At 43.5% G+C, this 13560-nt stretch carries 14 protein-coding genes; 1 reads left to right on the top strand and 13 read right to left on the bottom strand.

Going from position 1 to position 13560, the window contains the following annotated elements; genetic code table 11:
- Nucleotides 1-134: 134 nt before the first annotated feature.
- From AC58DT_RS04025 to AC58DT_RS03975, 11 genes are all read right to left on the bottom strand, one after another.
- Nucleotides 135-2975, bottom strand: coding sequence for a coiled-coil domain-containing protein (locus tag AC58DT_RS04025; RefSeq protein ID WP_497215530.1), 2841 nt, complete (start codon nt 2973-2975; stop codon nt 135-137).
- Nucleotides 2976-3011: 36 nt separating this feature from the next.
- A complete protein-coding gene (locus AC58DT_RS04020) occupies nt 3012-5198 on the bottom strand; it encodes a hypothetical protein (RefSeq protein ID WP_497215529.1) in 2187 nt (728 codons plus the stop codon).
- A complete protein-coding gene (locus AC58DT_RS04015) occupies nt 5195-6376 on the bottom strand; it encodes a hypothetical protein (RefSeq protein ID WP_497215528.1) in 1182 nt (393 codons plus the stop codon). The genes AC58DT_RS04020 and AC58DT_RS04015 overlap by 4 nt, the downstream gene beginning before the upstream one ends.
- Nucleotides 6376-6894, bottom strand: a complete 519-nt coding sequence (locus AC58DT_RS04010) for a hypothetical protein (RefSeq protein WP_497215527.1) — start codon at nt 6892-6894, stop codon at nt 6376-6378. The genes AC58DT_RS04015 and AC58DT_RS04010 overlap by 1 nt, the downstream gene beginning before the upstream one ends.
- Nucleotides 6895-7067: 173 nt before the next feature.
- Entirely contained in the window at nt 7068-7409 is a 342-nt protein-coding gene (locus AC58DT_RS04005) for a hypothetical protein (RefSeq protein ID WP_497215526.1), read from the bottom strand.
- Entirely contained in the window at nt 7410-7844 is a 435-nt protein-coding gene (locus AC58DT_RS04000; protein WP_497215525.1) for a hypothetical protein, read from the bottom strand.
- Nucleotides 7804-8424, bottom strand: a complete 621-nt coding sequence (locus tag AC58DT_RS03995) for a hypothetical protein (protein WP_497215524.1) — start codon at nt 8422-8424, stop codon at nt 7804-7806. The genes AC58DT_RS04000 and AC58DT_RS03995 overlap by 41 nt, the downstream gene beginning before the upstream one ends.
- Nucleotides 8400-9899 (bottom strand): phage terminase large subunit, encoded by a 1500-nt coding sequence (gene terL, locus AC58DT_RS03990; protein WP_497215523.1) that lies wholly within the window; start codon nt 9897-9899, stop codon nt 8400-8402. Before terL ends, AC58DT_RS03995 begins: the two co-directional genes overlap by 25 nt.
- Nucleotides 9886-10329: a hypothetical protein gene (locus AC58DT_RS03985; protein ID WP_497215522.1), complete on the bottom strand. Its 444-nt coding sequence runs from the start codon at nt 10327-10329 to the stop codon at nt 9886-9888. The genes terL and AC58DT_RS03985 overlap by 14 nt, the downstream gene beginning before the upstream one ends.
- Entirely contained in the window at nt 10313-10552 is a 240-nt protein-coding gene (locus AC58DT_RS03980) for a hypothetical protein (RefSeq protein WP_497215521.1), read from the bottom strand. Before AC58DT_RS03980 ends, AC58DT_RS03985 begins: the two co-directional genes overlap by 17 nt.
- A complete protein-coding gene (locus tag AC58DT_RS03975) occupies nt 10506-11996 on the bottom strand; it encodes a DNA-methyltransferase (RefSeq protein WP_497215520.1) in 1491 nt (496 codons plus the stop codon). Before AC58DT_RS03975 ends, AC58DT_RS03980 begins: the two co-directional genes overlap by 47 nt.
- 139 nt (nt 11997-12135) lie before the next feature.
- Here AC58DT_RS03975 and AC58DT_RS03970 point away from each other — a divergent pair, with 139 nt between their 5' ends.
- Nucleotides 12136-12861, top strand: coding sequence for a DUF2971 domain-containing protein (locus tag AC58DT_RS03970; protein ID WP_497215519.1), 726 nt, complete (start codon nt 12136-12138; stop codon nt 12859-12861).
- 3 nt (nt 12862-12864) lie between these two features.
- Here the strand turns inward: AC58DT_RS03970 and AC58DT_RS03965 are convergent, their stop codons facing one another.
- Together AC58DT_RS03965 and AC58DT_RS03960 are read right to left on the bottom strand one after the other, a co-directional pair.
- Nucleotides 12865-13062, bottom strand: a complete 198-nt coding sequence (locus AC58DT_RS03965) for a hypothetical protein (protein WP_497215518.1) — start codon at nt 13060-13062, stop codon at nt 12865-12867.
- A gap of 177 nt (nt 13063-13239) precedes the next feature.
- Nucleotides 13240-13500, bottom strand: coding sequence for a hypothetical protein (locus tag AC58DT_RS03960; protein WP_497215517.1), 261 nt, complete (start codon nt 13498-13500; stop codon nt 13240-13242).
- Between the last annotated feature and the right edge of the window lie 60 nt (nt 13501-13560).

The following is a 13560-nucleotide window of genomic DNA, read 5'->3' as shown; positions in this document are numbered from 1 at the left end:
AGCGTGCAACCCTTTTTTAATTGCCGGGCATTCGATACAAATACCGGCCCTCTCCTTTGCCGTTTCGAGATTCACTGGATCGCTTCCCTGGAAATAGTTTTTCCATCCATCGATTATGTCACTAACCTTTCCCATCAGAAATTTGCGCCCGCGGCGATTGCTTCGTTAGTTTCTTTATCCACTATACCCGAATAGGTTCCACGGCTCGAACCTTCCAAGGATCCTTCACGGCTTCCCTGTCTCACACCTTCACCAACAATCTCTGCCATAAGATCGAAATCGAACTCAGGCTGTTGTGATGTCGATGCTGCACGAAGAACCTGTCCTCCCGAAGCTAAATAACTTGAAGCTCGTGAAAGAGATACACCTCCGTATTGCTGGTTGATATCCGAAAGCAATGGCCCAATCGCTGCGGATGCCTGACGGTTCAGGATGAACATTTTCTCGTCCTTCTCCGCTTCAAATGCGGTACCATCCTCGCCGTAGAATTTGGTTCCACCTTGGCTGTGCCTTCTACCGCCGATATTGAATACAGCTCCTCTTTCCGCTTTTGGCGTTTTGGTGGAAACTATTTTTTTAACGTTGGATATACCTAAGGCTATAGCCGCACCTGCAGCAATTGCCCCGAGTACCGGACCAACTACAGGAATTGCGGACATCGCGGAATAAGCAGATACTGCAGCTTTATAGGTCTCGATAGTAGTCTGGGCTATCGCAGCTGCTTTACCCAAGGCAGTTTCCTTTCCAACGATAGTAGCCAGACTTCCTGCTGTCTGTTCAGCAAGGCTTAGCTTATTGTCCTGAACCGCTCGTTCAATAGCCTCTCGTTGTTTGGCATACTTTGCCTCAATCAATGCGAGATCTGCCCCAGTCTTCTCTGCGGCCTCAATTTCCTGTTGACGTTTTCGGTCAAGTTCCATCAACTGGAACTCCAGATCATATTCTAAATTTTCAAGTTGGGCTGCTCGTTTGTTTTCCAGGTCAACGGCCTGCTTTTCCTTTTCAGCCTCTTCCCTCGCCTTCTTTGCTTCATCCAATGCGAGTTGGTTCGCCTCATTGATTGAATTAATGGCATCATTGTATTCAACCTGATTGATAACACCAAGCTCAAGTTTTTTGGCCAAGTATTCACTCTCCTGCTCAAGCAATAATGCAAGCCGTTCCTGTTCACGGGCATAGACCTCTTCAGAATAGAATTTACCCTCTACCAGTTTTTCCTCATGAGCCTTTTTGAATGCCTGGAGCTCGCGGTCCAGATTGTCCACGGCAATCTCTGAACGCTGTCTGGCCAGTTCATTTTCCGACTGCAGGACAAAGAGCCTGAATTCCTCTTCAGTGATTTTTTTCTTCAGGAGTTTTTGCCGTTCGATCTCAATGAGCTTGGCGGAATTCTCCTCCGCTAGTTTGAGCTCTTCGGCCATCGTACGCTTTTTGATACCTTGGCTCTCAAGATAAATCTGAAGATCTAACTGCTGTTTTTTAATGGACTCGTCAAATGCCTTTTGGGCAGCTGCCTCACGTTCAGCTTGGGCCTGTTTTGCCGCGTTGGCTGCTTCAGTTGCTAGTTGCTTTTTATCGCCCAGCGCTTTCTTCTCCACGTCAAGTATGATCGATTCATTTTTGATTCGCTGCGCAACAAGTTCCTGAAGTTGCTTTTCCTCTTCCCGGGAAGTGTCATTGAGGGATTGCTTTATTTTCAATTGCTCAATCTGAAGGTCGAGTATCTCATTCTCCCGGGCCACCATTTCCTTGGCAATCTTTTCGCCCTCCTCAATTGCAGCATTTCTTTGCTCAGCTGAAAGCAACTGGTTTTTTTGGATGTTCTCCAATTTCTTCAGCTGGATCTCCTGCTCGGCCCTCCACGCGATGATGTCAATTTCCCTGCGCTCGAATTGCTTTTGGAGCTCATCGATCCGCTGGCCCTTCTTGTATGCCTCGGCAAATGTATCGCCAATCGCGCCTGCGGCATTCTTTATTGAATTGATACCTTCCACGGCCACATCGTTGATATCGGACAGTCCCTCCTTTGCTTTGGTGAAATCAAGAGTAGCAATTCCGGACAGAATCTTCCAGTAGCCCTCAAATACCTTGATAACCTTATCCTTTACGAAATCGTAAACCTCGGTAATGGTCTTCTTTGGGTTGGAGAACGCCTTGAATAGAAACTCACCTACTTGCTGTAATATGCCAATTAGTGTCTGGAATATTGCCGACAGAGGACGTGTGACAGCTGTCACGGCATCGATACCAGCTTGTGTATTTTTCAGATAGTTTATTACCAATCCAAGTACTATCCCAATTGCGGCCACCACGGCTCCGATGGGAGTTGCAATGAAAGCCAATGATGCCTTGGTGATTCCACCTATGGCACTTGTCATAGCCTTTAGAGATTTTGTAACCATTGGAACAACGCCTCCTGCCTGCTGTGCCCTGGAAATAAAACCGATAAAACCTCCATTGAAGATATTGAGTTCCTGATAAGCCTCCATAATTTGGTTCTTATAGTTACCGATCTCCATTTTTTGGGTTACATAGGCATCCGCATTCTCCTTCAGGAATTCAGTATTCTCATCAATTTTCTTATTGATTTCATCGATTACCTTTTTACCTTCCTCAGTAGTGGCATTGACATCTTTTTTCAAGCGCCTGAGCTCCTTGTTGTTCTCAATGGCCCCATTTTCTGTAACAATCTGTTTAGCCAGTGCTGCATCGAGCTTTTGGGTAACGGTTAACATTTGGCCAGAAGCACTTGTAAGGTTTGAGACCTGTTGCTGGTTAACACGGTACTCAGTTGAAAGTTTCTTAACAGCAGCTTCAGCCTTGATATATTCCTTTGAAGCCTCTCCATACTGAATCTTCGCCACGACCTGTGCATCCTTTGCATCCAATATTGCCTGCTTAAGCTCCACCGATTTCTTGATGATACCATCAACATCGATATCCGCTTCAAATAGTTTTATTCTTTCCGATGCCATTCTAAATATATTGGCGATGGGAATGGTTCCCGAAATCTAGACCTCACCTCCAGTTACGGTGAGGGTAAGTGTATTACTTGCGCTTTCAGCGCCGTTGTTGTTAACCGTCAAGGTTATATATTGCTCTCCCAAAGAGGATGGTGTGATCCTCCATTGGTAATCTGAAATTTTCACTGCATCAGGATGCTCAATGGTAAGAATCACATAATCCGTGTTGTAAATATTGTTCAACCAAACATCTACTGACTCACCCAGAGCGAGGGTCCATTCGGTAAATCCTGACCCGAAAGTTATAATCGGTCTAGGAATATTAAGGTTGTCAACGATGCGCACAAGTTCTACACTTGTTTTCTGACCCTTTCTAAAGCTGCTTATCTTGTTCAACATGAAATTACTGGCCAGCTGTTCAATGAAATATTTTTTTCTGAAGTCTACGTTTGCGACATCTTTCACATTTAGGTTCATCACGGCCTTTACCAAAAGGGATCGATTCAGTACATTCAAAATTGAACTGTAGCGATTTGATATAATGTCCTTGAACGCGATTCGACCATAACCCTCTACAGCTACTGCCCCTGTTAAAGTCGCTTCGGTACCGAGCTGCTCAGAACCTATCTTCAATCCTGCCCCAAAGATGTACGGTACGCTCTTCATAAAATAAAATCGTTTATCGAGTGACTTGTAAGTTACCGAGCCATCATTCTTGATCTGCTTGTCAAATGTCTTGTATACCAGGGTGGGCCTTCCAAAATAGTCAACGGGCAAACGTTCTGGAGTATAGACCTTCGACTGGAACAACGGCTTGGAATCCTCTAGGTTTACGTTATCAATTACAATGGCTCCATCATTATAGTTTGCATTCTCCTCATTGTATTTATGCTTGAGAAGATTTTGTTGGGCGTAGCTACCATAGATGTAATTTTCTCCTATCTTTCCCTGGTACTTTTCGGACCAGTCAACAACATCGGCCGACTGCAAACGCTCGTCCATTGTGAGGAACTGGTAATGGTTTCTGTATTTGTCCTTGAATAGTGAAAGGCCGAATTCAGCCATCACCTCCTTAACGAAATCTGTGGCGGAAAAATCGATGAAAGCTTCTCCAAAATCAATGACAACAGGATTCACCTTTGTAAAAACCACATTAAAATCTGTCTCGTCTTCATCCAATAAAAAAATCCCGTTCGGATATCCCTTGATTACGATGCTGACAGTATCATAGACATTAAGATCAAAGATGAAGGAGGTACTGAACTCCTCACCAATGAGAACAAAAGACAAGTTTGCGCCAATTGGGGTCACATTGTTTGGGAGGATTCCTACCGTGTTTTTACCGACAAGAACAACTGCATTGTCCTCACCTGACAATTGCGTTACAATTGTGCCCGATATATCAACTCGATACGTACCAGCTTCTCCGACCATCATATGTATACGACTTGGAAAACCAAAATAGGCCGGTCCCTCATCCCATGTCAATGCCTTGGCGTAATAGGCAGCTTCAATTGGAAAAGTTGGACCAGCTCTCACTACCTGGATCTCATAATCATAGTCTGATGTCTCCAATACCAAAACATCTCCTCCACTTGTTTCGAGACCCTTGGGATAGGTCATCCAAAAATTGATAAAGTCCTCGGTCTGGAAAACCGAACCAGAGTACGTTATACCAAAATGTTCGAACAACTTGTCCCAAAGCCAATTCACCCGAACCGAGGGCGTCAGATAATCAATGTTGATTTTCTCTGGTCCCCCAAAAGCTGTCTTTCCTCCATAGTCCGCGATGATGTATCGATAAATTTCATTTGACCAACTGGCCATCACGGTGGCCAGATCTTTCGCATGTTCAAGGTCACTCAGATCGAGATCCTTTAATATGAAGTTCTCAATAGTCTTGAAAAGATCAAGGTTACCATCATAGACATAGGTCCTGTAATAGTCCGTAGTTTCCTTGATGATTGCCCAACCCTTCCAAACGAAACATTCCCCGGTCTCACGATCGTAGAGATAGCACTCATTTTTTTTGTACGGAACCTCAGAGGTATTTCCAACCAATGATAAATATTCCATATTCGCGACATTTGTAGGCGTCTTGGGCAGATTGAAGGAATTGGTATAATTCGTTTGCTTGGTTTCGATATTGGTGATATCGTTGGTCTGTTTGGTCTGGGCGATGTCCGTGCTTGCATCGGTATCCATCTCCATTCCGTTGATGATGAGTCTTATCATGTTAACGACACTCGATAACGTGCCGGTAGGGCGAACTCCATCAGGAATGAATATTTATGTTTTTTGGGCTGATGGATATCAAGCTTTCGTGTCATGCACTTGACTTCAATCCATCTCTTTGCCAATGGAACCTGATCAACGGAAAGTTGTGAGCCCTGTGAAAATCGTTCCGCAACATAGAGATAGACCTTAGGGCTTTCAATGATATATTCGAGTGCGCGCACATCTTCCAAAGTGAGACGATGTGCCAGTGCCTTGATCGTATCCTGTGAGGATTCTGCCCCGGTCTGAATTGTTGGGGCAAATGTTTCGTCCAAATTGTTCCAGTCATTCTCCAGTTCATCACCGTCCTTAACATTACGGGCACGGTTGTGATTCTGATGGAACAACCAATAGCCCCACCCTCCTAACTGGGTACGATATTTTACATAGATACCACATCGCGGTGTGTGCTTTTCAACATTAACGAAGATAGGATCAACTGATGGCAATTGATGTTTTGACAATCGTAATCTATTATGCCCAAAACTCAAAGGAAGAAAGTCCTCGATTGTTTCATCGTGGCTCCCATCACAGAATGCAAGACGTGTTACCTTCTTATTCGTCGGAATTGTCACGTTCATGGAAATAGCATTCGTTATGTTGTTGACCGTCATGACCCCAGAGGAAGAAAGAAAGGAGACATCCATCGGATAACCGGGCCAATAATTCAATTTATAGTTATTATTGGTACCTTTATTTGGATTGGCAAGTATAAAAAATCCCTCCTGATATGTTTCCCTTCGCTTATAGTCCTCGATTTGAATGACCCCCCTGAGGAACTTATAGTTCTTTATCATTTCTTCACCATCAGTAACTTGGGAATGAACACTCAAAGTTGCTTCCAGATTCCAATATTCAAGGCTCGTGGCATCGTAAACCAGGGAGGAGATATTGTTGCTTATTGACAATTCGAGATTATCAACAAATTTGTCCTGCGCTACAATTGCTTTGAGATATTCTTTAAAATTAAAGGTAAAATAACCGTCCGGGTCTGGGTATAAGGTAACGGAGAAATGGGCCGTGGAGAGAATACTGTGGGTAGCATTAGCCACCGCCGTATCACGGTACTTGATTACATTGTTGTTAAATGCCCATAAGATCTTATCGGTTGGGATGGACTTCTGGAATTGTATCATTATGCTGCACGTGTATAACTGTCCCGAAGGATTCCGACCACATCGGCACGGATACGGGTAAGAAATATTTCGCCCAGTTCGTTGAGCATTTCATAAATATCGTTTGCGAGAAAATCCTTTACCACAGAATCAATAACATAGCCCGGGTTGTGCTCATTGGGAACCTTGATCCCTTCCTTGGCTATCTTACGGGCAATCAGGAATGCGTACTGTTTTTTCTTCTCTCTGAAAATTGCCGGCAATCCTTTTTTCACCTCGATCCATTCTTCAATGTTTTTTCGAGGTGGCCATCCTCCCGGTCCGCGACCGTGTTCCATATAGTACGAATGAGGAGCGCCCCACATCGTCATGGCGGCATCAGTTACCTCGGGTTCCAGTGAGCGTTCGAATTCCCCGGACGCACGAAGGCCGAGCTCGTCGTATTTCTTGATGAACTTCAGTCTCAACCTTTCTAGGTAACGGTTATATATTTCCTTTTGCTCCTTGGTCATTTTTGGTCTTATGGCTCCTGAATGCATATGCAATCGAGCCAACGATTATACTAAAGATTAGAATCACTATAAATCCCGCAATCAAAATCAGGATTGGGGCGAACACTGCCCAGTAAGATGCCTCGATGAAGCCAATCCATTTAAAGATCAATAGGACTATCGTTGCGAATGTGATGCCGTACGTTAGGCGATCCTGCCATTTATTTTTCATAAACTTTATCTTTAATTTTATAAATCTCCTCCATAACCCATTGCAGGAGGTAGCATTCAAATTCATCATTATTTAAATCCAATTGAGCTGATATGTCAATAAATATTTCATTGACCAAATGTTTAGCTTCATGAGCCACCTCGGCAGGAGTTAGATCAAAAAACCAATTTAGAACGATGACCGGCTCGTTGTCATCATTCCTATAAACACATCCTATTCTATTTTTGAAAGGATATTCTCTGGAGTTCACATATACCTCTGCCTCATATTCATAGATTTTCAAATGAAATTTCACTTGGTAGATCGGAACTATAATGCTTTCAACCTTCATCTAAACAATTGTAAAGTCCACAGTAAACCTCACCTTGAGGCCGTCCAGATTGGTATCATATTCATTCTCGACCTCCATCTCCTTCCAGCGCTTGATGCTAACTTCCTCACAGCTGGTGAACTCCTCAAAGAGCTTTTCGACCTCAGTCTCCAGATCCTTTATATGCTCCTCATACTTGAAGTTATAGTCAGCATCCGATATCTTTGACCGTACGCATAGCACCGCCTCAGCTTCGAACGTGTAGCCGACCACTGCACCAAAATCATTGATGATGAAATCCCGGTCCTTCCAGAGCAAAAGAAAATACTTTGCCCGCTGCGCAAATGGTTTCTCTCCGTCATCTGGAAAATCATTCAGGTTCTGCCAATGGCCACGGCCGTAGTTGAAGTTCCAGTTAATATCCTGGCACGCCTCTTTTAGCTTTTCTACTAACAATCTCTTGGTATTTTCTTTGGATTTCCGCTTTGTCCCTGTTTAGACAAAGCTTCCGAAATATCACGGAGTAAGGCATCTGTAAAAGTTCCTCCTCCTTCCATACCTGACCCTTGGACAGAGAGTCCAGTGCCACGGCATAATCATATCTTTCCAGTTCCTGGACACCCGCCTCTTTTTCATCATCGGTCGGCTCATCATCGAGCTCGGCCTTTTCAACATCATTGATCTCTTTTACCCGTGCGGCAATCCATTTATAGACCGCAAAGGCATTGAACATATTGAGTGACAAAAACTCTTTTTCCTTGAGTCCATAATGCAGCTTCAGCAATTCTTTTATCTCATTATCACCGAGATATTTCCTTGTCAATATGAGATCGCTCCAGCTGATGGCCCAGAGGTCAAACTGTTTTGGCCTTACTTTTTTTCGACCTATCCTCAGGCGGGGGTTGGGCCTTAAACTGTTCTTTATTGTGTAATCCACAAACTCCCTATCCTCAGTTCCCAGTGATTCATAATCACGGATCCTTACGTTTTTTTTAAGGAACCATTCCCTTATTAAGCGGTACGGCTTGAACCCCATCCTGAATTGCTCGATTTTGTTTCCTGCTCTATGATTCCAGTGAGCGCATCTGGAGCATCATCAACCTTGTTGGATGCAAAAATCTTTTTATGTTTTGTGACCGCCTTATAGAATTCCGGCCATCGAATGTGCCAATCATCCGGAAAGACAATGAGCCGATTAACACTTGCTGAGTTGGAGAAGATCCTCGCCTCCTTATTCGAACCTTGATGGAACCAATCCACAGTTATAGTACGGTCAACTTTTTTAACAAGCCTGTCCACATTACGTGCAAAGCCCCTTCCCCCATTATTGCTCTCGATCTTTGCTTTTTTGATCTTGCCGTTGATCAACATCTCCGAGACCTTCGGCTCCGTGTACTCCATTGGCTTCTGGGTATATACCACATCTGTGACGTAGTAATGCTCATCTGTGTTTGCCAAGGGTACCAGATAATTGATGCTGCACAGATAATCCGTTCCCGTGTCTGCCGTATCCGTATAATTCTTGAGCATCCTGTACGCTGGTAACTGCGTATATGTTTTGAATGGGTTCTGGTACAAAAGGCCTTCCTTGTTGACAGGATTCCCCTGATGGAGACAGTCGAACATATCGGGATCCATGGCCCTGGAGGATTCCAGTTTCTCGATGGAATGCCTAGCTGGCCAAAGTGCCTCACCAGGTTCCCGTGGGTCAAATGAACTGGGTGCATCCTCTTTGATCGCTGGAAAATTAATCTTCAGGAACTGGTCGTGCCTCAGTTTTCGAATAATTTCATCCAGATCATCCTCGCCGTTCCACTCCACTACCTTGCCATCATCCTCGAGTTTGGCGATAAGGTCGTTCTCGCTCCAACGTGTGAAGACGATCAGCTGCTGGCTATCATTGTGGAGTCGGGTATCCGCAACCGATAGGTACCATTCCCAGACCTTTTTTTGCTGAAGGGGTGAATTACCCTCCTGCCAGTCCTTGTAAAGGTCATCCAATATCAGCACGTCCACGGGTTCCCCTGTCAACGGTCCACCGACACCAACAAACCTCATCGAACCATCACTGTTGATGGATTCACGGCTCTGGTTCGTGTTCGCCTTGGTACCCGTGTACCCACGCTCGGGATATTTGACCTCTGGAAAAATATCTTTGTACTCCCGTTCGCGCATTATGGTCATAATCTCACGCCCGAACTTCTCGGACTTGGTAGCGGAATAGCTCACCAGGGCCATTTTATCATCCATTCGTTTTCCTGCAATGTAGGCAGGTAACCTCCGTGAACTTCCCTCAGACTTTCCGTGCTGTGGTGGCATCGATGCAATGAGGTTCTTTATCTCCGCATTTGCAAAGCGGTCCAAAATGTCATAGAACTTTGTATGGAACCACGCTGGCTTGAACTTCCTGAACGTGGTCTCCGTGAACTTTAAGAGATGCTCCCTTGAATCCTCCACATCATTGAGGTAAAGACATTCCTCAAGCTTCTTGGCCTCTTCATACGTTAGCATTCTTTATCAGTTTTTCCTGCATTTTCTTTATGTAAGCATCACGTTCCTCCCGGGTCATTTCGGTATGCACAACGGTGGCATCGACCTGATGCTTTTTGGCGGGCTCGAGATCCTCAAGCTTGATTATCAGTTTCTCAACTCTTGTGATTGCATTGATACCTGCAGGTGTGCCCTTGAACTCTTCCTTCAAGCTTCTTTTGGTCTGCTTGAGCTCAGCAATCTTTGCCTGTCTTCTCAAGTCGATAGTGACATCGGTGTCCTGTTTCCAATTTGTATAGGCACGGTTCAGATAGGTACGTGCCTGCCTGAGGGTGATACCCCATTGTGTGGTGGCCTGTTTCAAAATCAGGTAGTCCTGGACACCATCAATGATCCAGCCCTGAATAGTGAAGACCCTTTTCTCCGCTTCTAATTTACTGGCTTTGGCCATTTGGGTACATTCGCTTTATCACCTCGATGTGGCGCTTCAGCTCATAGACCCGATCGTTGAGTTTGATTCGTTCGCGCTCCCTCATCCTTCTGATCTCGGCATCTTCGTCCTGAATGGCCTGTGGCTCATATGCCTTAAGCGCATCCTCGTTGATGCTTTTTTCCTTTTCCAAATATTCAATTATCTGGTCCCTTATCTGAAGTAGTTGCTTGTAGTTGCTCATGGGCGAAATCTTGTAGTGTCAAACTTCCGTTCAAGTGCCTAAAGTTAACACTTAAACCTCGTTTGTTGCAATAGTTGATATATCGGATAATTGCAGACTGAATATACAATGGCTCAATATCGGTGAACCTTCCCTTTCGTTTAGTATGCTCACACGCGATCAGGCAAGTACCAGACCCCAGAAACCAATCTATAACAACATCACCGGCATTTGTGGTGTCGAGAATTGCATCCGCAATCATAGATACCGGCTTAGGCGTTGGATGGTTCTTTAACTCATATCGGTCTGGATTGGCCATCGACATAGCAGATGGATACCTCCATACGTTGGAGCGGATCCTGTCCTTCAGCTCGAGATGTGAAAGATGCTTTGCGGCATTGCCGTTCTTGAAGATGAAGCACCACTCGTTACCATCCTTGTAGAACTCACCACCCTCATCGACTAAATCTTTGTTCCACAATGCTTTTGCCCTCTCATCTGAAAAAATGAAGCACAGCTCCTGCTGGGCACGGTAGAAAGAACCATTGGCCATCATATCCTTGGCCCACACGCAAACCTGTTTAGGCTGTGGATTGCCATATACCTGGCGCGCGGCTTCGGTCATATGCCAAGAGTGCCTGAAGTCCATAAAGATGTAATGGATTGCCCCGGGCACGCTATTGTCAACAGAGGTTTGCATGATCATAGAAAGGAACTTCATAAATTCCTCATCGTTCATCTCCCCTGCCCCTTCGGCAAAATCCTTGTGGTTGTGCTTTTTCTTGTTGTCCTTGATAAAGAAATCTGCTGGAAGATTATATGGTGGGTCACAATTGATCACTCGGGCTTTATCATCTTGCATCAGTTGAGCTACAGCTTCGACATTCTGAAATGAAGCGCATACCAATCGGTGTCCATTGATCTCGAACAGATCTCCCGGTTTAACAATTATATTTTCCTCATTTGGATAAACGTGCGGTTCCTCGGCGCTGTCGGTATCGTATGTATTGAACTTCTGATCATAGCGTTCCATCGAGAACTCTGGTATGTGGATGGTATCCCTCAGGTCGGGCAGCTGGATATCGAACTTGCTCACGAAATCAAATAGACCCTGCTGTGTAATCTTTGCATATTGCGATGAATATACCAGTACCAGCTCCGCGGCTTCCTTTAGATCCTTACAGTCAATGAAAGTCCCGGGCAGCTCATCGGGAATATCCACTCCCTGGTTCTTGATGAACATCAGGTCCAGATATCTGTGCTTGCCATCGAGACAATAAAGTTTTTTACCATCCCTCCAACCCTTGAAAGGATCGATGAATTGGTACTTCAGGATGGACTCCATCAATTTATTCTCACCCGATGGAAACCATTCTTTAAAGTTCTCCTCTTGGATGAAAGTTAGCTCCTGCCATTTCACAGGTTTGGTATGCAGCACCCTGGACGAAACAGTGTCCTTTTGCATTTATAGGAAGTATTTGGAAGAAAGCGACGTTATGCGCTTTGGAAATATTGTGCCCGAAAGTGGGACTTGAAGAATTATTCTGGTTTGGCAAATATAAAGAAAATTAATTCTATATTGTTTTATTCTACAAATTACACATATGGAAAATAATAAAATTAAAAACCCAGAAATATTATATAGATATCGTTCTTTAGGAAATTCTTGGGCAAATACCTTAAGCGAAATTCTTGGTCAAATGTATTTTGCAAGAGCTGAGATATTAAATGATCCATTTGATGGTCTTTCATATGCTCCGAAATATAATAGGATTTTAACACACCCTAAATTAATAGAGCCTCTTCACTTAATAGAAATTTGGAGTGTGGTTTGCTTCAGTACAAAATGGGACAATCCAACAATGTGGTCACACTATGCGGACAACTATAAGGGTATTTGTTTAGGTTATGATAAATCCGTTCTTGAAAAGGCAATGGATCATATGAAACCAGAAAACAATGCAGTAATCACAAATAGTTTTCTAAAACCTATGAGATATAAAAAAGATTTATTTATAAACAATCAAAATACTGAAGATCTATTGACTGTAAAAACAGAACATTGGAGCTATGAAGATGAATGGAGGTTCGGTATATTAGGTAGATATGGAAACATTAGTATTAGAGAAAAGGGGTTTGAATACCCTATACGTAAAGCAATTAAAGAAATTCTATATACCTCTGAATTAAAAAGAAATGAACTAATTATTATTAAGATGATAATTAAAACATTGGATTATCCAATTGATTTATATAAAGTCGAAATTGATAAAAAAAATATGATTATGACTCGAGAAAAGCAAAATACACAGATATTTTTTTCGGATTAGAATTTAAAAATTCAGATCACTTTCAATCGTCATCAATTTAATTTTAACTTCCTTCTGCCTCTCGGTCTTCGTCATCTCTTCAATCTCGACAGCTTCTTTCCTAAGCTTCCGGACCTCCCCCATTACCTTGTCGAATTCCTCTTGGTTTTCACAAAATGGGAGGTAGCGCAATAGCAGATCTATCACGCCAACCTGTTCCATTAAGTGCTGTTGGAAATTCATTTTGTTTTCCTTCCTTCTTCCTTGTACTCATATAACAAGGTACAGAGAGAGTAAATTCCTCCGTTTTTTGTTCTGATAAAAAGATCGTTTGAATCCGGAGAGACAAGACCTTTTTTCTTTAAAAATTCCAATGGTGCTTTCATATTTCTGAGTATTTTAGAATGCCTCACCATCCTGTTCGTCTTTAAATTGCTGTTCAAATTCCGCCTTACCTAGTTTCTGAATTGCAGCGGCCACATCCTTGAAACCGTTCAACTGAGCAAATTCCAATTTTTTTTGATACAGATCCTTTGGTTTGGTTTTCTCTACAGCTTCCTCTCCCAGTAGAAGGTTGCCGAAATTTTCGTTCTTTGAATGTTTTGCTACCTGAAACATCAATTTTGCATTCTTGTTGATCTCCGCACTTATGTTGGCCATCGCCTGTGCTTTTTTATATCAATCTTATCGTTTTCGAGATCATCCAGTGCCTCAAAAAGC

Source organism: Aequorivita sp. CRS11, from assembly GCF_059693805.1.
The sequence above is the reverse complement of the archived record's forward strand: the minus strand, read 5'-3'. Positions and strand labels throughout refer to the sequence as shown.

Excerpts from the sequence above, each read along its gene's own strand:
- AC58DT_RS03970 (WP_497215519.1), top strand. The coding sequence starts at position 12,136 with ATGGAAAATAATAAAATTAAAAACCCAGAAATATTATATAGATATCGT.
- AC58DT_RS03960 (WP_497215517.1), bottom strand. The coding sequence starts at position 13,500 with ATGGCCAACATAAGTGCGGAGATCAACAAGAATGCAAAATTGATGTTT.
- AC58DT_RS04025 (WP_497215530.1), bottom strand. The coding sequence starts at position 2,975 with ATGGCATCGGAAAGAATAAAACTATTTGAAGCGGATATCGATGTTGAT.
- AC58DT_RS04015 (WP_497215528.1), bottom strand. The coding sequence starts at position 6,376 with ATGATACAATTCCAGAAGTCCATCCCAACCGATAAGATCTTATGGGCA.
- AC58DT_RS04010 (WP_497215527.1), bottom strand. The coding sequence starts at position 6,894 with ATGCATTCAGGAGCCATAAGACCAAAAATGACCAAGGAGCAAAAGGAA.
- terL (WP_497215523.1), bottom strand. The coding sequence starts at position 9,899 with ATGCTAACGTATGAAGAGGCCAAGAAGCTTGAGGAATGTCTTTACCTC.
- AC58DT_RS03980 (WP_497215521.1), bottom strand. The coding sequence starts at position 10,552 with ATGAGCAACTACAAGCAACTACTTCAGATAAGGGACCAGATAATTGAA.
- AC58DT_RS04005 (WP_497215526.1), bottom strand. The coding sequence starts at position 7,409 with ATGAAGGTTGAAAGCATTATAGTTCCGATCTACCAAGTGAAATTTCAT.
- AC58DT_RS03975 (WP_497215520.1), bottom strand. The coding sequence starts at position 11,996 with ATGCAAAAGGACACTGTTTCGTCCAGGGTGCTGCATACCAAACCTGTG.
- AC58DT_RS04020 (WP_497215529.1), bottom strand. The coding sequence starts at position 5,198 with ATGATAAGACTCATCATCAACGGAATGGAGATGGATACCGATGCAAGC.
- AC58DT_RS03965 (WP_497215518.1), bottom strand. The coding sequence starts at position 13,062 with ATGGAACAGGTTGGCGTGATAGATCTGCTATTGCGCTACCTCCCATTT.
- AC58DT_RS03995 (WP_497215524.1), bottom strand. The coding sequence starts at position 8,424 with ATGGGGTTCAAGCCGTACCGCTTAATAAGGGAATGGTTCCTTAAAAAA.
- AC58DT_RS03985 (WP_497215522.1), bottom strand. The coding sequence starts at position 10,329 with ATGGCCAAAGCCAGTAAATTAGAAGCGGAGAAAAGGGTCTTCACTATT.